Source organism: Duganella sp. GW822-FHT06D06 (genome assembly GCF_058799615.1).
In genome coordinates, this window is record NZ_JBXALQ010000009.1 from 98,181 (window position 1) to 113,346 (window position 15,166).

Sequence of the window (15,166 nt, forward strand, 5' to 3'; positions counted from 1 at the left end):
GAAAGTGTATCAGCTATAACGGCTGATTTTCCCGGTTTTGTAGCCCTAGGTTAATTTTTCAGGACTGCGCTACACTGGACGCCACTTGGCAAACACACATGATTGCCTCCCCGTCCAAAGGAAAACCCATGAACACCAGAAGTGAACGTGACAGTTTTGGCCCGATCGACGTCCCCGCCCACCAGTTGTGGGGCGCGCAAACCCAGCGCTCGCTGGAGCACTTCCACATCTCCACCGAGCGCATGCCGCTGGAGCTGATCCACGCGCTGGCCAGCGTCAAGCGCGCCGCCGCCCGCGTCAACCTGGACCTGGGCCTGCTCGAAGGCGCCAAGGCCATCGCCATCACCCAGGCCGCCGACGAAGTGCTGGCCGACCGGCACCCGACCGAGTTCCCGCTGGCCGTGTGGCAGACCGGCTCCGGCACCCAGTCCAATATGAACATGAACGAAGTGCTGGCCAACCGCGGCTCCGAGCTGATGGGCGGCGAGCGCGGCGAAGACCGCAAGCTGCACCCCAACGACGACGTCAACCAGGGACAATCGTCGAACGACATCTTCCCCACCGCCATCCACGTGGCCGCCGCCCAGGCGCTGGCCGGCAAGCTGCTGCCGGCGCTGCGCGCGCTGCGCGACAGCCTGCACGCCAAGGCCGAGGCGTTCGCCGACATCGTCAAGATCGGCCGCACCCATTTGCAGGACGCCACGCCGCTGACGCTGGGCCAGGAATTTTCCGGCTACGTGGCCCACCTCGACTTCGCCGAGCGCGCCATCAGCACCGCCCTGCCCGGCGTGCTGCAGCTGGCGGCCGGCGGCACCGCGGTCGGCACCGGCCTCAACGCGCACCCCGAATACGCGCACCGCATCGCCGCCGAGCTGGAGCACACGCTGGCCCTGCCCTTCCGCAGCGCCGACAACAAATTCGCCGCGCTGGCCGGCCACGACGCCCTGCTGTCGGCGCACGGCGCGCTGAAAACCCTGGCCGCCGCGCTGATGAAGATCGCCAACGACGTGCGCTGGATGGCGTCCGGCCCGCGCTCCGGCCTGGGCGAAATCAGCATCCCGGAAAACGAGCCGGGCAGCTCCATCATGCCGGGCAAGGTCAACCCCACCCAGTGCGAAGCGCTCACCATGCTGTGCTGCCAGGTGTTCGGCAACGACGTCGCCATCACCATCGGCGGCGCCTCCGGCAACTTCGAGTTGAATGTCTACAAGCCGCTGATCGCCCACAACTTCCTGCAGAGCGCGCGCCTGCTGGCCGACGGCATGCGCAGCTTCGAAGAACATTGCGTGCACGGGATAGAACCCAACCGCGGCCGCATCGCCGAGCTGATGGAACGTTCGCTGATGCTGGTCACCGCGCTGGCGCCGCACATCGGCTACGACAGGGCCGCCGCCATCGCCAAGCAGGCCCAGCACGAGGGAACGACGTTGAAAGAAGCCGCGCTGGCGCTGGGCTACGTCAGCGCCGAACAGTTCGAGCAATGGATCGTGCCGCTGGACATGACCCGTCCCGGCGCCAAGGGCTAGCTTGAAGAAGGCGCCATATCAAAAGCCGTAGGAGTAGCGCACCCCGGTCAGCCAATCCGGCCGGGCGCTGGCGTCGTGGCCGGGATTGACCCGCAACATCACCGCGCCGGTCAGCTTGCCCCCGCGGCCATCGCGGCCGAACGAGGTGGTGTAGCCGAACTCCAGGTCGCGCTCGGTGGCGGTCGGCCGCAGGTTCAGCGTCGGCGCGCCGAAGGCCGGCGCGCCCGGATCGCCGGACAGCGGCGCCGAGCCGCTGTATTGCAGTGTGCCGGACCGCACCTTGGCCGGAATCGACAACGTCACCGCAAGGCGGTCATGGCTGTTGAACACCTGGCGGGTCGACAAGCCCACGCTGAACGCCATGGTGCGCACCGACGACACTTGCGAGATCAGGCTGTCGGGGTTGCCGATGCCCTCGGTCTTGCCGTAGGACGCCATCAACATCAGCGCGCTGCGCGAACTGAGCGCATAGCCCAGCGACAGCGAGGTGAAGGTGGTGGTCGGCCGGGTGTTCATCGCCAGCGCCGGCGTCTGCTGCGAGCCCAGCGCCGAACCGGTCTCGCGCAAAATACCGATGGTCAGGATGCCGACCGCGCGGCCCATTTTCTTTTCAAAATCCGCGCTGGTGAGGAAACGCTTGCTGTGCTCGTTGAGCATGGGGCCCAGCGGATCGAGCAGCGCCAGGTTGTCCGGCAACGCGCCGACATGCAGGCGCGGCCCGCCGTGGTAGGCGGCGCCATAGCGCGGCGCGGCGTCGTTCTGCACCTGCTCGCTGAGCGCAAACTGCCGGTCCGCCGCCTCGAACAGCAAGGACGAATTCGACCGTTTTTCAAACGCGGGGGGCGGTTTCTGCAGGGTGAAGGGATCAGATGCGGCGGCGCCCGCCAAGCCGGAAAGCGGACAAATCAGGACTGCGACTGGCCAGAAGAACTTATTCATGATGCAACTCGCTGAGAGCAAAACCATGCTGCACAAATATTCAGCAGTTAACTCAGGATAGCAACTTTTTTTCCAGACGGCAACCTCAACCGTGCGGTATTCGTGAGGTAAACTGCGGCCCTGTCGGAATGCCGCTACACTACTGAAAGTAAGCGGCGACGCCGATTTCACATCATAGCAACAGAGGATAAAATGCAGAAAGTAAGTTTTGAATTGAGCGGGGAGTTTGTTGAGCTGAATCAGCTGCTCAAGCTGGTAGGCCTGTGCGACAGCGGCGGCGCCGGCAAGATGATGGTCGCCGACGGCGGCGTCAAGGTCGACGGCAAGCAGGAATTGCGCAAGACCGCCAAGATCCGCGCCGGCCAGCAGGTGACCGTGGGCGACATCCGCATCAGCGTCGATGGCGCGTGAATTGGTCTTGCATTCGGGCAATAACGACCTAAGCTGAAGGTCAGGACGGGTGGGCGCGTTTGACCCAGCGCAAACCGGCGGAGCGCTCCGCCGATATATTGGGATGGCCTGCTACCCGGCTTGTTCAACCAGTTTTCTTATCATCAGGGGAACGTCATGGACGATCCTGCACACAATCTGCAAACGCAGGAACGCCTGCTCGACGACCTGCGGCAAGTGATCGAAAACGCCGAGGAGTTGCTCAAGAACACAGACCAGTACAACGGCAGCTTGTACCAGGCGGCCCGCGCCAAACTGGCGCAGGCGCTGCTGACCGCCACCGAAGAACTGGCGCGCTTCGAAGACAGCCAGCTCAACCGCATGATCGAGCTGACCGCCGCCGCCAACCGCCTGCACCGGGACTTGACCGGCGAAGCCAAAGTCCTGCGCGCCTTCCGCCCGACCTAGGCCGCCCGGCGGCCGGCCAGCCACGCATCGAGCGAAAATTTGCCCGGGCCAAAGGCCACCAGCGCCAGCAGCAGCACGCCCCAGTAGAAATGGTCGTTGATCGCGGCCGGGCATTCAAAGCTCAACAGCTGCGGGTAGGAAATCACCGCCATCGCATTCACCAGCAACAGCGCCAGCGCCGCCGGCCGCGACACCAGGCCCACGCACAGCAGCAGCGGCAGCGCCAGCTCGCCGGCCGCGCCGAACCAGGCCGCCAGCTCGGACGGCAGCAGCGGCACCATGTACTCGTCACGGAACAGCGCCAGCGTGGCGCTCCAGTCGCCCACCTTGACCAGGCCGGCCTTGAAGAATTGCCAGCCCACGTACCAGCGCAGCGCCAGACTCATCAGTGAACCGCCCCACGCGGTCAGCGCCGCGTCGTAGCGGGATAATTGTTGGTGCAGGCCGAGGATAGTTTTCATGTTTGCGCTTTCAAAATTGGTTAGTCGCCGCTAGACGTCTATCCTGACAATCAAGGCGAAATCTATCCACTGCCGCAAATTGGCGGCGAAGTCGTAGTCGCCGTCGCGCTCGAACGCCGCATCCAGCGCCGCGCCCAGCTCGCCGCCGGCGGCCAGCACCGACAGCGCCGCGTGGCTGGCCGCGCCCAGCGGCAGGACCCGGGTTTTCCAGTGCGGCCGCGTGACCAGTCCATAGGACGGCGCCGCCAGCTCGGCCGGGAACGGCACGCCGCTGTCGGGCTGGTGCGCCTGCCACAGCGCCACCGTCGCCCAGTCCGACGCCAGCAGCGTGCAGGCCGGATGCAGTCGCAGCCGCGCCGTCTCGATCTGCTGCGGCGTCAGCGCCGCCATTTCCGGCGCCGTCACGCCGTCGGCCGAGGGCGCGTAGTGGGCGCGGTGCAAGGTCCACTCCAGCGTCGCCATGTCCGGCAGGTACGGGTAGTCGGCCACATGGGGGAAACTGCGCAGGAAGGCGCCGAAGTGCGCACCGAAGCGGTTCAGGTCGCCGCTGTCGGACGGATGCGCATGGCCATAAGCCTGCGCCAGGCCGCCGAAGAATTCTTCGCCCACCAGCATCTGGATCACCGGATAGGCCGCGCCCAGGGTCTTGCTCCAGGTGGCGCCGAGGTTGCCGCGATACAGCGCGTAGCGGTGCTCGTTATGTTCGCCCTTGAACAGCGCCAGCGCCGCCGGCGTCAGGCGCGCGTCGAACAGCGCGCCGGCGAACACTTGCTGGCTGGCGGCCAGCGCCGGCGCCTGCGGGTCCGCTTGCCGGTCGGCCGGCACCGCCGCGCGCGGCGCAGCGGCCACGGCGGGCGCGGCATGGCGGCGATGCAGCGCCTCGGCCTTGTCCGCCTCGCCCAGCAGCACGCCCAGTTCGGGAATATCGGTGTCCCACTCGATCAGGGTCGGCACCGCGCCGAAGCGCTGCAAGGCCGCCTCGTACAGACGCCAGACCGGCTCGGCCACCGTGTCGCCGTGATGGTCGATCACCGCCTGCGGCGTCACCAGATGGCCGGCCAGATGCATCTCGCCCACCATGCCGGGCCGGATCGCGGCCAGCGCGGCCAGCGCGTCCTCGCCGTGGTTGCATTGATTGACGTACAGGTTGTTAATGTCCAGCAGCAGCCCGCAGCCGGTGCGCGCCGCCAGGGCCGCCATGAATTCCGCCTCGCTCATGGCGTCCCGGTGGAAGCGCACATAGGTCGACACATTTTCCAGCAGCAGTTGGCGCTTGAGCGTGTCCTGCACGCGGCTCACGCGCGCGCACAGCAGGTCGAGCGCGGCCTGGTCCAGCGTCAGCGGCAGCAGATCGTTGAGTTGCCGGTCGCCGACGGCGCCCCAGCACAGATGTTCGGACACCAGCATCGGCTGCACCCGCTCCGCCAGGCTGCGCACGCGTTCCAGATGCTGCTCGGAGTAGCCGCGCGCCGAGCCCAGCGCCAGCCCGACGCCATGCAGGCTGATCGGATAATCGCGTCGCAGTTGCTGCAACACGTGCCAGTCCCAGCCGGCTTGATCGAGATAATTTTCGGTATGGACTTCGAGCCAGGCGGCACGCGGCCGCTGCTCGATAAACTGGCGGTAATGCGGAGCCCTCAGCCCCACGCCCACGCCCGGCAATGACTGGACTGGACCGGGCAGGGACATGGCTCCGCGACCGCTGATGGCGATTACTTGGCGGGCGCTGCGGTTTTGCCGCCGGCTTTTTCGCACGTGCCCTTGGCCACGTATTTCCACTCGGCGGCGCCGTTGTCGGCCTTCGACTGGCCGGCGCACGAGTGCGTGCCGTTGGCCGAGGCGCAATCGTTCTGGCCGGCCTTGGCGATGCCATAGCACTTCTCTTTTTCAGCGGAAGCCGACGCGGTGGCGGCGGCAGCGGTGCCGGCCGAAGCGGCGCATACGGTGGCCAGGGCGGCGGCGATCAGGGCTTGACGTTTATTCATGGTAAGTCTCCTCAATGATGGAAGTTAAGTTCAACGTGCAACGAAAATCGTCTGCAACTGTACGGTAGTCGGCAAACAGCGCTCCTGCCTTACACTTTTTTTAGATTTTTTTCGCAGGCTATTCAAGCAGAAGCAGCGTACCAGCAATAACGCCGCGACGCATCATTCTGTTGACAGGATTCAATGGGGAGGGAAACCGCCGGGCGCAAGCACACGCCGGCACGCCGCGCACCGGGCGGCGCGCAGGGCGGTCACGCGGCGCCGGGCGGGCCGCGCCGTTGCCGTTCAGGCAGTCGTGTTGATGGTGTTGCCGAGATGCGAAGGCAGATTCGGCGCCGACGGCACCGGAGGAATCGCCTCGATCAGGGCAGCCGCGCTCGACGCCTGGATATCCTGGGCTTTTTTCAATACCGCGATGCCGACCGCCTGCTTGGTGCCGGTGTCTGCAATCGTGGTTGCTACTTGAGCAATTCCTGAAACGTCCATGTGATTCTCCAGTAAGGCGTATCACTTCTTTTACGGACGTTTCGGGCGTAACTTTAGCCGTTTGCCGAAACTTTTTTCAGATGGCCGCCCAACCAGGCCAGCACGGCCTGCGGCTGGTTCAGATCCAGCCAGGCCACGCCCGGCCGCAAGTCGGCCGGCGCCGGCTGGTCGGAGGCGACCGCGATCACGCGCGCATCGTTGGGATACAGCGGCGGCTTGCCGGTCGCGGCGCGATACACCTCCAGCTTGTCCACCGGATAGGACTTGAAGCCTTCGAGCAGGGTCAGGTCGGCCGGGGCGAGACGGCCCAGCTGCTCGTCCAGCGACGGCTCGGGGGCGCCGCGCAATTCGCGCACGATCGCCACCCGGAACGGCGACGCCACCATCACCTCGGCCGCGCCGGCCCGGCGCAGGCGCGCACTGTCCTTGTGCGGCGGCTCCAGCTCCAGGTCGTGGTGGCTGTGCTTGACGACATTGACTGTCAAGCCCTGCCCGGCCAGTCCGGCGATCAGCAACTCCAGCAGCGTGGTCTTGCCGCTGCCCGACGTCCCGGTGACCGCCAGCACGGTGCGCTCGATTTCTCTCTGCATTACCTACATCTCCGCTGCATCATGTTGCCGCCATTATACGCAGCAACATCGGCGCGGGGATGGCGGCTTACTCTTCGTTCAAGGACTTGAAGCGTTCGCTGCGGGCGCCGCCCGCACCCAGCAGCAGCAATCCGATGCTGATGATGGCGGCGACAGGGGAGCCGGTAGCCTGTTGCGCTTGCGGGGTCTGGTCGGCGGCGTGGGCGCGCGGAACGGCGAAGGCCGCGGCTATCAACAGCGGCAACAATTTCAGGTGTTTCATCGAGTTTCCCGTGCATGAATGTCAATGATGAGAAAATATCACTCCCACATGACGGGCGGATGACAGCTTTCAATACGGAACGCGGTAGCGATAGCCTTTGAAATTGAATACCGCCTCGCGCGGTTGCAGTTTGTCCAGGATCAGGCCGGGGGCGACCTCCTCGCCCTCGTGGCGCAGTATCTTGTCGATCAACAGCAGGCGGTCGGCAGGATTCTTGGAATAAATGTAGCCGCCGACGGCGATGTGCGGGATCGAGCGCTGTATCGGTTCCGGCAAATCACGCAGGTTCTGGACCGGCTCCTCCTGCGCGACAGCCGGCCTGGCGGTTTTTTCCGCCGCCGGCGCCGCCGCGACCGGTTCCGGCGCCGGATGCGGGCGCGGCGCCGGCGTCACCGTCGCCACCGGCGGCGGCAAGGCGGCCGCCAGCGGCGGGTTGTCCGCTGACGCGACAGTTGGCACAGCCGCAGGCGCGGCTGCGGCGGGCGTGGGTGCGGCGGGCGTGGCTGCGGCCGGCATGGGTGCGGCCGCAGCTGCGGCCGGCGCGGCTGGCGCCACTGCCTGCTGCGCGGGGCGCAGCACCAGCGCCAGCAACACAGCGATCGCCACGCCCATCGCCAGCAGCGCCAGCACCACCGGCCGCTTCAAGGCGCTACCTGGCGACTTGCCGTCCGCCGCATGCAGCGTCGGTGCATGCAGCGTCGGCGCACTGCCCAGTTGACGTTCCGCCTGCGCCTTCTTCAACGCTTCCAAAATATAAGACATATTATTTCCCTGCCCCGCTGCCGGCGCCGGCGACCGCGCTGGCCAGCAAGCGCGGCTCCTGCACGCCGCCCAGCTGATACAGCCGGATGAAAGTTTTCGGACCGGCCACGCCGTCCGCCTTGAGATGTTGCTCAGTCTGGAACTCGGTCAGGCGCGCGCGCAGGCCGGAGCTCAGCGGCTGATCGTCCTGCGGCTTCTTCAGGCCGTAGATCTGCGCTAGCCGCCGCGCCAGCCAATCCACATCGGGACCGTGATCGCCGCCGTGGACCTCGTCGCGCCAGCTGCGCGGGGCGCGCCAGAAGGTCGTGAACTCGCCGTCGAAGCGGGCCTCCAGCGCGTCCAGGCCGATGGTTTGCGACTTGCCGCCGGGCGCGACGATGGTCGCGCCGTGCTCGTCCATCGCCGTCAGCAGCACGTAGTTGGGCGCGGTCGGGTCGTCGTGCAGGGTCAGCATCGCCGGGCGGTCCAGCAAGCGCAGTTCCGCGACGCCGCCCTTGACCTGCAAGCAACGCAGGTTCAAGCGCGCCGCCGTCGGACACGGTTCGCCGTCCGGCAGCGCCAGCCCCCAGATCGCCGCAAGCTGGCGCAAGGCCGCCGCGCTGCCGCTTGCCGCCGCTGATGCAGGCCCAGGCACAGACGTCGGCCCTGCCGCTGCCGCCGGCACGGGCGCAGGCAGCGCCGCCGTCGCGGCCTTGCCAGGCGTCAGCCGCGCCGCCGCCGAAGCCGCCTGCGCGCCCTGCAAGACCGGTTTCGCCTCATGCGCAGCCAGCTGCCACGCCGCCACGCTCAACACCACGCCACCCAGCACCCCGGCCGCCACCAAAGGCCAGCGCGCCGCGCCAGCGCGCGCGGCGCCGATCGCCGCGTCGGGCCGGGCAAACACCTCGGCCGCCGCCTTGCGCAAAATGGTGCGGGTCACCTGCGGCTGATTCTCGACATACGCCCCCAGCAACGCCCGGTCGCACAGCAGATTGATACGGCGTGGCACGCCCTTGGCCAGCTTGTGCACCAGCCCCATCAACCCGCGCGGAAACGGCGCGATCGCCGCCGCGCCCGCCACCGTCAGACGGTGTTCGATATACGCCCCGGTCTCCGCCTCGCTCAACGAGCCCAGGTGGTAGCGCGCGATCACCCGCTGCGCCAACTGCTCCAGCTCCGGCCGCGCCACCATCGCGCGCAGCTCCGGCTGGCCGATCAGGATGATCTGCAACAGCTTGCGCTCGCTGGTCTCCAGATTGGTCAGCAGGCGCAGCTGTTCCAGCACCTCGGCCGACAGGTTCTGCGCCTCATCGATGATCAGCACATTGTTGCGCCCCTGCGCATGGCTGGCCAGCAGATAGGCATTGATCGCATCCACATAGCCCTTGACGCTGACCGCGCCCGCGCCCGGCGGCGCCAGCGCGATGCCGAACTCGTCGCAGATCGACAACAGCAGCTCCTCCACCGACAGCTTGGGGTTGAAGATATAGGCCAGCTTGCAGTTGTCGGGAATCTGCTCCATGAAGCAGCGGCACACGGTGGTCTTGCCGGCGCCGATCTCGCCGGTCAGCAGCACGAAGCCGCCGCCGCTGCCGACGCCATACAGCAGATGCGCCAGCGCCTCGCGATGGCGTTCGCTCATGAACAGGTAGCGGGGATCGGGCGCGATGGAAAACGGCGATTGCTTCAGATTGAAAAAATGCGTGTACATGAAGACCCTGGCGATGCGCTACTTCAAGCGCTGGCGCACCGGCGGCGGCTGCACCGGCGGCAAGGGCTTGAACTTGGCGCAGTAAATCTTGGATTTGGTATCGAAATAGACGATGCGGCTGGCCGGCTTGGCCTCGCGCACCGGATAGGCCGAGCTGTCGATTCTCGCATAATGCAGGCCGACCTGGCTGATGATGGCCTGTTCCAGCTCCTCCGGCGTGGCCTCGGCCACGGCGCCGACGAAGATATAGGTGCTGGTATCGTCGCTGACCATGACCTCGGAAATCGGCTTGCCCCACAGATTGGCGCCGTCGGTCTTGAACCAGTAGGCGCCGCCGTCGTGCTTGTACGCCGGGCCGAACGCCTTGCGCAGATAGTCGTAGAAATACAGGTTGTCGGTCTGGTCGCGACACAGCAGGCCGTTGCCGACGATGGTGCCGAAGGTGGTCGGCACCGCTTGCGCGCCGGCGGCGCAGCAAAACGCCACCGGCACGGCGGACAGGGCGCCGCGCAGCACGCGCATGAAGGGCGGCATTATAATTTTTGCAACCAGGACCGGTTGGCGCTGATGCGCGCCTTGGCGGTGGCAGGCAGGGCTTCGTAACAGCCAGGATATTGTTTCAAGGCGCTTTCCCGAACTTCCTTCTGCAAGCCGTTAATCAAAAAAATATACAGCACCGAGCCGTCATCCGTATTTTTGGTCCCCATGTACCTGATCATGTGCACTCCTTTGACCTGCGCAGGTGTTCCCCGGCAATACACTCTTACGTCCATTATGACATTAACGGTCGTGCCGCACTGAAGTTGAATGACGGTTCATCACCGTTTTTTTGCAGCTGATCCCCCCATTCCGCGCGTCCGTCCCATTCCGCGCGCCGGCCGGCGGCGTTTGCCTTATCGTTCAATCCTCGCCACTTCCCATAATCGAGATAAAAATGAAGCAGACGATCAAACACACCGCGCTGGTTAGCGCCCTGATGCTGGCAAGCTTCGCCGCCCAGGCCGACACCAAACAGGACGACAGCATCGGCAGCGAAACCCGCACCGTGGCGGCCTTCAGCAACATCGCCATCAGCGGCCCGTTCCGGGTGATCGTCACCGCGCAGCCGGGCAACGCGATCGAGCTGTCCGGCCTGCGCCGCCAGTTCGCCGACATCGAAACCTCGGTCAGCGGCGACACCCTCACCGTGCGCCAGCCGCGCCGGAACAAGGACAAGGGCTGGGTCTTCAACTTCGGCTGGGGCAAGAAGGACGGCAAGCCGCCGATGACCATCCGCATCAGCGCGGCCGGCCTGAAGAGCCTACGCAACTCCGGCGGCGGTGATGTTGATCTACAACAATTCCAGGGCCAGCAACTGAGCCTGACCTCGGAAGGCCCGGGCGACGTGCACGCCAGCGGCGCCGTGCGCGAGCTCACCGTCACCGCCTCCGGCAGCGGCGACATCAACCTGCGCACGCTGAAGGCGGCCAGCCTGAACCTGATGATGAGCGGCCCCGGCGACGTCACCGCCGGCGGCATGACGCAGGATGTCAACCTGACCGTCAACGGCTCGGGCGACCTCGACCTCAGCGACCTGCACGCGAACAAGATCAACGCCTCGATGCACGGGCCGGGCTCGGTGTCGCTGCAGGGCACGACCAAGGAAATCCGCGCCGAGATCGCCGGTTCGGGCGACCTGGACGCCTGCTCGCTGAACACCGAAGCGGCCAGCGCCATGCTGCACGGTCCGGGCGAAGCCTGCCTGGCCGGCGTGATCAAGAAATTCGAAGCGGAAGTGCACGGCTCGGGCGACCTGACGGTGCGCGGCCTGCAAGCGCCGAGCGTGCGCGCCCTGCTCAGCGGACCGGGCGGCATGCACCTGTCGGGCAGCGTTGGCGTGCTCAGCGCGGAAGTCAGCGGTTCGGGCGATCTGGAGGGGCAAGCCTTGCAGGTGGCGCGCGCGGTCACGCGCAGCCGCGGCCCGGGCAACATCATCTTGAGCAAGGTCAGCGACGCGCTCGACGCCGAACTGAGCGGCTCGGGCGACCTGAGCGCCACGGCCGCCTGCAAGAACGTCAAGCTGAGCATGCACGGCCCGGGCGAAGTCAAGCTCGAAGGCAAGACCGACAGCCTGGTCGCGCAGCTGAGCGGTTCCGGCAGCCTGCACGCCCGCCAGCTGTGGACCAGCCAGGCCGACGTCAAGGTGAGCGGCCCCGGCAACGCAGTGGTGAACGTCGCCGACAAAGCCGTCACCTACGACCGCAAAGGCATGAACCGCTAAAAACCCGGGGGTCAAGTCTGACATTCGGACACGAGCTCTGCCGTAAGCGTTGCTACGGCAGAGCTCGTGTCCGAATGTCAGACTTGACCCCGGTGTATTAATCGAAACAGAGACGCTTCTTGGTGGCGGCGATCAGTTTGTCGTCGTAGGGATAGAGGTTCTCCACAAACAACAGCTCGGTCTCGTCCGGCTCTTCCAGACACATCGCCAGCATCATCGGACCATCTTCCATGCGCCCCAGGAAATGCTTGGGCCAGCGATTCTTGCGGTTCGCCTTCATCACTTCCATCCCCAGCTTGGCCAGCGGCGCCTTCACGCCGGCCGCCAACGCCTCCTTCTGCCAGTCATCCCAGTAATCGTTCATCATCTTGCTTTCAAAGTGCACTAAAGCCGTAGTGTACTCCCTCCACCCGCCCCCTACCAAAAGCAGACCAAAGTGGCATGCAAATACGACACCCGACCACTTGCCGAAAAATCCAGCAATAACCAGTAAAAACAAGCACTTACAAATACATTCAAAGTCGACAACGCAAGTCCACTTCAATATTTTCTAATACCAGTTAAATACCTGTTGACAAGCTGGTTTGCCAAACATATAGTGCCCTCACACGGGGGATCCCGGCACAGCATTCTCGGATAATCATGATCGAATTTCTCATCGGCGTAGACGGCGGCGGCACCGGCACCAGGGTGCGACTGGCGCGCGTCGACGGCATTGAACTGGCCGAAGGCGTCAGCGGCCCGTCCGGCCTGATGCACGGCATCGCCAACGCCTGGGCCGCCGTCGACGACGCGGCCGCCATGGCCTTCGGCGCCGCCGAACTGCCCATCCCCGCCAAGGCACAGGTCGCCATCGGCCTCGGCCTGGCCGGCGTGCACAACCGCGCCTGGGCGGCCGAATTCGTCGCCGCCAATCCCGGCTACGCCCGCGTGGCGCTGGAAACCGACGGCCACACCACCGTGCTGGGCGCCCACCGCGGCCAGCCGGGCTCGATCATCGCGCTGGGCACCGGCAGCGTCGGCGAGATCAAGCGCGCCGACGGCGTCCACGTCGAAGTCGGCGGCTGGGGCTTCCCGGCCGGCGACGAAGCCAGCGGCGCCTGGATCGGCCTGCGCGCCGTCAACCACGCGCAGCAGGTGCTGGACGGCCGCATGCCGGCCGACGCCTTCAGCACCGACCTGGCGCAAGCCTGCGGCGGCGGCCGCGACGCGCTGCAGAACTGGCTCGCCAAGGCCAACCAGACCAGCTACGCGCAACTGGCGCGCATCGTGCTGCAGCACGGCGAATCGAACGCCATCGCGCGCGCCATCCTGCTCGAGGCGGGACGCCAGGTGGAATTGATGGGCAACGCGCTCGACGCCGGCGGCAAGCTGCCGATCGCGCTGTGCGGCGGACTGGCGGCGCCGCTGCGCCCCTACCTGCCGGTCTCGCTGTTGAAACGGATCGTCGCGCCGCAAGGCGATTCCGCTGCAGGCGCCTTGCGGCTGATCCAACAACGTCTGAAGGAGTAAGCCCGTGCTAGCCCAGTTGAGCGATTTCAAGCCCGATGCCGAGAGCGACACCCCCCTCTACATGCAGCTTGCGAACAAGCTGTCCGACGGGATCGCGGCCGGCGAATGGCGCGCCAACGAGGCCCTGCCGTCCGAGCGCGTGCTGTCGGACATGCTCAACATCTCGCGCGTGACGGCGCGCAAGGCGATCGACATGCTGTGCGAGCGCGGCATGCTGACCCGCAAGCGCGGCTCCGGCACCTACATCACGCCGAAACTGGAGCAGCCCTTGTCCCGCCTGACCAGCTTTTCCGAAGAGCTGCGCGAGCGCGGCTTCACCGCCGGCTCGCGCTGGCTGCAGCGCGACATCGGCATCGCCTCGCCGGTGGAACTGCTGTCGCTCGGCCTGTCGCCCAATATGCCGGTGGCGCGCCTGAAACGGCTGCGCACCGCCGACGACGTGGTGATGGCGATCGAGACCACCACCATCCCGGCCCAGTACATGCCCAACCCGCACAGCGTGACCGATTCGCTGTACGGCTACCTGGAAGCCAACGGCACCATTCCGATGCGCGCGCTGCAGCATATCCGCGCCGTCAACGCCAGCGCCGAGCAAGCGCGCCTGGCCAATATACCTGCGGGTGCCGCGATGCTGCACATCACCCGCGTCAGCTATCTCGACAACGGCGCAGCGGTGGAACTGACCCACTCGTATTGCCGCAGTGATTACTATGAATTCGTAGCGGAGTCGCGCAGATGAGCAGTGCAATCCAAGGCAATATCCTGACCTCGGCGGGCTGGGTCCGCGGTGAGATCAGCTTCAGCGACCGTATCGCCGCCATCCACGGCAGCAGCACCGACCCGTCGAACAACCAAGACGCCTATATCCTGCCTGGCTTTATCGACCTGCACGTGCACGGCGGCGGCGGCAAGGACGTGATGGAGGGCGGCGACGCCGTCCACACCATCGCCGCCATCCACGCGAAGCACGGCACCACCAGCCTGCTGGCCACCACGATGACGGCGCCGCCGGAAGACATCGAGCTGGCGCTCAAAGCCATTGGCGCCGCCGCCGCCCGGCGCGGCCAAGGCGAGGCGCGCGTGCTCGGCGTCCACCTGGAAGGCCCGTACATCAACTCCGGCAAACTGGGAGCGCAGCCGCCGTACGCGCGCTCCGCCAAGCTGGCCGACGTCGAACGCCTGGAGACCATGGCGCCGATCAAGCTGATCACCGTGGCGCCGGAAATCGCCGGCCACCTGGAGCTGGTACGCGAGCTGTCCGACGCCGGCATGCGGGTGCAGATCGGCCATACCCTCGGCACCTACGAGGACGGCGTGGCCGCGCTGGAACACGGCGCGCACGGCTTCACCCACCTGTTCAACGCCATGACCGGCCTGCACCACCGCGAACCGGGCATGGTCGGCGCCGCGCTGGCCCATGCGCAGTACGCCGAATTCATCCCCGACCTGCTGCACGTGCACCCCGGCGCCATCCGCACCGCGCTGCGCTGCATCCCGCGGCTGTACTGCGTGACCGATTCGACCGCCGCCACCGGCATGCCGGACGGCGAGTACATGCTGGGCCGCCACACCGTCATGAAATGCATGGGCGGCGTGCGCCTGCCCGACGGCACGCTGGCCGGCAGCACCCTCACCATGGACCAGGCGCTGCGCAACCTGGTCGGACTCGGCCTCGATCTGGCGGACGCCTCGGCACGGGTCTCAACCTATGCGGCCGATTATCTCGGCCTGCAAGAGCGGGGCCGCCTGGCCCCCGGCGCCTACGCCGACTTTGTAGTGCTCGACCGTGACCTGAATCTCAAAGCCGTCTATATCGAAGGAGAATTGTTGTGACC

19 protein-coding genes are annotated in these 15,166 nt (G+C 66.1%); 7 read left to right on the plus strand and 12 right to left on the minus strand.

Annotated features, from left to right (window positions below; translation table 11 throughout):
- The first annotated feature begins 128 nt into the window (after nucleotides 1–128).
- Entirely contained in the window at nucleotides 129–1,526 is a 1,398-nt protein-coding gene (gene fumC / locus AC1RMD_RS17880) for a class II fumarate hydratase (protein WP_492928032.1), read from the plus strand.
- Nucleotides 1,527–1,544: 18 nt separating this feature from the next.
- Here the strand turns inward: fumC and AC1RMD_RS17885 are convergent, their stop codons facing one another.
- Entirely contained in the window at nucleotides 1,545–2,465 is a 921-nt protein-coding gene (locus AC1RMD_RS17885) for a hypothetical protein (RefSeq protein WP_492928033.1), read from the minus strand.
- A 192-nt stretch (nucleotides 2,466–2,657) separates the two neighbouring features.
- On the opposite strand from AC1RMD_RS17885, the gene AC1RMD_RS17890 reads away from it, so the two are divergent.
- A complete protein-coding gene (locus AC1RMD_RS17890; RefSeq protein ID WP_492928034.1) occupies nucleotides 2,658–2,876 on the plus strand; it encodes an RNA-binding S4 domain-containing protein in 219 nt (72 codons plus the stop codon).
- A 156-nt stretch (nucleotides 2,877–3,032) separates the two neighbouring features.
- Nucleotides 3,033–3,323 (plus strand): hypothetical protein, encoded by a 291-nt coding sequence (locus tag AC1RMD_RS17895; protein ID WP_492928035.1) that lies wholly within the window; start codon nucleotides 3,033–3,035, stop codon nucleotides 3,321–3,323.
- Here the strand turns inward: AC1RMD_RS17895 and AC1RMD_RS17900 are convergent.
- The 10 genes from AC1RMD_RS17900 to AC1RMD_RS17945 all read right to left on the minus strand — a co-directional run bounded on the left by AC1RMD_RS17900 (nucleotide 3,320) and on the right by AC1RMD_RS17945 (nucleotide 10,278).
- Nucleotides 3,320–3,784 (minus strand): DoxX family protein, encoded by a 465-nt coding sequence (locus AC1RMD_RS17900; protein WP_492928036.1) that lies wholly within the window; start codon nucleotides 3,782–3,784, stop codon nucleotides 3,320–3,322. The two genes, AC1RMD_RS17895 and AC1RMD_RS17900, sit on opposite strands and share 4 nt — an antisense overlap.
- 30 nt (nucleotides 3,785–3,814) lie before the next feature.
- Nucleotides 3,815–5,473: an MNIO family bufferin maturase gene (gene bufB / locus AC1RMD_RS17905; protein WP_492928037.1), complete on the minus strand. Its 1,659-nt coding sequence runs from the start codon at nucleotides 5,471–5,473 to the stop codon at nucleotides 3,815–3,817.
- A gap of 23 nt (nucleotides 5,474–5,496) precedes the next feature.
- On the minus strand, nucleotides 5,497–5,769 hold the full coding sequence (locus AC1RMD_RS17910; RefSeq protein WP_492928038.1) for a BufA1 family periplasmic bufferin-type metallophore: 273 nt from the start codon (nucleotides 5,767–5,769) through the stop codon (nucleotides 5,497–5,499).
- Nucleotides 5,770–6,054: 285 nt separating this feature from the next.
- Nucleotides 6,055–6,255, minus strand: a complete 201-nt coding sequence (locus tag AC1RMD_RS17915) for a YjfB family protein (protein WP_008446074.1) — start codon at nucleotides 6,253–6,255, stop codon at nucleotides 6,055–6,057.
- Nucleotides 6,256–6,308: 53 nt separating this feature from the next.
- A complete protein-coding gene (gene mobB, locus AC1RMD_RS17920) occupies nucleotides 6,309–6,845 on the minus strand; it encodes a molybdopterin-guanine dinucleotide biosynthesis protein B (protein ID WP_492928039.1) in 537 nt (178 codons plus the stop codon).
- A gap of 67 nt (nucleotides 6,846–6,912) precedes the next feature.
- Nucleotides 6,913–7,107: a hypothetical protein gene (locus AC1RMD_RS17925; protein ID WP_492928040.1), complete on the minus strand. Its 195-nt coding sequence runs from the start codon at nucleotides 7,105–7,107 to the stop codon at nucleotides 6,913–6,915.
- A 69-nt stretch (nucleotides 7,108–7,176) separates the two neighbouring features.
- Nucleotides 7,177–7,869 (minus strand): general secretion pathway protein GspB, encoded by a 693-nt coding sequence (locus AC1RMD_RS17930; RefSeq protein ID WP_492928041.1) that lies wholly within the window; start codon nucleotides 7,867–7,869, stop codon nucleotides 7,177–7,179.
- Nucleotide 7,870: 1 nt separating this feature from the next.
- Nucleotides 7,871–9,559 carry an AAA family ATPase gene (locus AC1RMD_RS17935; protein ID WP_492928042.1) on the minus strand — a complete coding sequence of 563 codons (1,689 nt, stop codon included), beginning with the start codon at nucleotides 9,557–9,559 and terminating at the stop codon, nucleotides 7,871–7,873.
- Nucleotides 9,560–9,577: 18 nt separating this feature from the next.
- Nucleotides 9,578–10,093 (minus strand): hypothetical protein, encoded by a 516-nt coding sequence (locus AC1RMD_RS17940; protein WP_492928043.1) that lies wholly within the window; start codon nucleotides 10,091–10,093, stop codon nucleotides 9,578–9,580.
- Nucleotides 10,093–10,278 carry a hypothetical protein gene (locus AC1RMD_RS17945; protein WP_492928044.1) on the minus strand — a complete coding sequence of 62 codons (186 nt, stop codon included), beginning with the start codon at nucleotides 10,276–10,278 and terminating at the stop codon, nucleotides 10,093–10,095. The genes AC1RMD_RS17940 and AC1RMD_RS17945 overlap by 1 nt, the downstream gene beginning before the upstream one ends.
- 215 nt (nucleotides 10,279–10,493) lie before the next feature.
- Between AC1RMD_RS17945 and AC1RMD_RS17950 the strand changes: the two genes are divergently transcribed.
- The gene (locus AC1RMD_RS17950) at nucleotides 10,494–11,819 is read left to right on the plus strand and encodes a GIN domain-containing protein (RefSeq protein ID WP_492928045.1); all 1,326 of its coding nucleotides are present in this window, start codon (nucleotides 10,494–10,496) and stop codon (nucleotides 11,817–11,819) included.
- A 97-nt stretch (nucleotides 11,820–11,916) separates the two neighbouring features.
- On the opposite strand, the gene AC1RMD_RS17955 is transcribed toward AC1RMD_RS17950, so the two are convergent.
- Nucleotides 11,917–12,186 (minus strand): hypothetical protein, encoded by a 270-nt coding sequence (locus AC1RMD_RS17955; RefSeq protein WP_492928046.1) that lies wholly within the window; start codon nucleotides 12,184–12,186, stop codon nucleotides 11,917–11,919.
- Nucleotides 12,187–12,461: 275 nt separating this feature from the next.
- Here AC1RMD_RS17955 and AC1RMD_RS17960 point away from each other — a divergent pair, with 275 nt between their 5' ends.
- From AC1RMD_RS17960 to nagA, 3 genes are read left to right on the plus strand one after another with little or no spacing between them, the layout of a single operon-like run.
- Nucleotides 12,462–13,331, plus strand: coding sequence for a glucosamine kinase nucleotide-binding domain-containing protein (locus tag AC1RMD_RS17960; protein ID WP_492928047.1), 870 nt, complete (start codon nucleotides 12,462–12,464; stop codon nucleotides 13,329–13,331).
- 4 nt (nucleotides 13,332–13,335) lie between these two features.
- Nucleotides 13,336–14,070 (plus strand): GntR family transcriptional regulator, encoded by a 735-nt coding sequence (locus AC1RMD_RS17965; RefSeq protein ID WP_492928048.1) that lies wholly within the window; start codon nucleotides 13,336–13,338, stop codon nucleotides 14,068–14,070.
- Nucleotides 14,067–15,164, plus strand: a complete 1,098-nt coding sequence (nagA, locus tag AC1RMD_RS17970; RefSeq protein WP_492928049.1) for an N-acetylglucosamine-6-phosphate deacetylase — start codon at nucleotides 14,067–14,069, stop codon at nucleotides 15,162–15,164. The genes AC1RMD_RS17965 and nagA overlap by 4 nt, the downstream gene beginning before the upstream one ends.
- Nucleotides 15,165–15,166 lie beyond the last annotated feature (2 nt).

Bases quoted from the DNA above. Each gene is read 5' to 3' on its own strand.
- fumC (WP_492928032.1), top strand. From the start codon at position 129: ATGAACACCAGAAGTGAACGTGACAGTTTTGGCCCGATCGACGTCCCC.
- AC1RMD_RS17885 (WP_492928033.1), bottom strand. From the start codon at position 2,465: ATGAATAAGTTCTTCTGGCCAGTCGCAGTCCTGATTTGTCCGCTTTCC.
- AC1RMD_RS17890 (WP_492928034.1), top strand. From the start codon at position 2,658: ATGCAGAAAGTAAGTTTTGAATTGAGCGGGGAGTTTGTTGAGCTGAAT.
- AC1RMD_RS17895 (WP_492928035.1), top strand. From the start codon at position 3,033: ATGGACGATCCTGCACACAATCTGCAAACGCAGGAACGCCTGCTCGAC.
- AC1RMD_RS17900 (WP_492928036.1), bottom strand. From the start codon at position 3,784: ATGAAAACTATCCTCGGCCTGCACCAACAATTATCCCGCTACGACGCG.
- bufB (WP_492928037.1), bottom strand. From the start codon at position 5,473: ATGTCCCTGCCCGGTCCAGTCCAGTCATTGCCGGGCGTGGGCGTGGGG.
- AC1RMD_RS17910 (WP_492928038.1), bottom strand. From the start codon at position 5,769: ATGAATAAACGTCAAGCCCTGATCGCCGCCGCCCTGGCCACCGTATGC.
- AC1RMD_RS17915 (WP_008446074.1), bottom strand. From the start codon at position 6,255: ATGGACGTTTCAGGAATTGCTCAAGTAGCAACCACGATTGCAGACACC.
- mobB (WP_492928039.1), bottom strand. From the start codon at position 6,845: ATGCAGAGAGAAATCGAGCGCACCGTGCTGGCGGTCACCGGGACGTCG.
- AC1RMD_RS17925 (WP_492928040.1), bottom strand. From the start codon at position 7,107: ATGAAACACCTGAAATTGTTGCCGCTGTTGATAGCCGCGGCCTTCGCC.
- AC1RMD_RS17930 (WP_492928041.1), bottom strand. From the start codon at position 7,869: ATGTCTTATATTTTGGAAGCGTTGAAGAAGGCGCAGGCGGAACGTCAA.
- AC1RMD_RS17935 (WP_492928042.1), bottom strand. From the start codon at position 9,559: ATGTACACGCATTTTTTCAATCTGAAGCAATCGCCGTTTTCCATCGCG.
- AC1RMD_RS17940 (WP_492928043.1), bottom strand. From the start codon at position 10,093: ATGCCGCCCTTCATGCGCGTGCTGCGCGGCGCCCTGTCCGCCGTGCCG.
- AC1RMD_RS17945 (WP_492928044.1), bottom strand. From the start codon at position 10,278: ATGATCAGGTACATGGGGACCAAAAATACGGATGACGGCTCGGTGCTG.
- AC1RMD_RS17950 (WP_492928045.1), top strand. From the start codon at position 10,494: ATGAAGCAGACGATCAAACACACCGCGCTGGTTAGCGCCCTGATGCTG.
- AC1RMD_RS17955 (WP_492928046.1), bottom strand. From the start codon at position 12,186: ATGATGAACGATTACTGGGATGACTGGCAGAAGGAGGCGTTGGCGGCC.
- AC1RMD_RS17960 (WP_492928047.1), top strand. From the start codon at position 12,462: ATGATCGAATTTCTCATCGGCGTAGACGGCGGCGGCACCGGCACCAGG.
- nagA (WP_492928049.1), top strand. From the start codon at position 14,067: ATGAGCAGTGCAATCCAAGGCAATATCCTGACCTCGGCGGGCTGGGTC.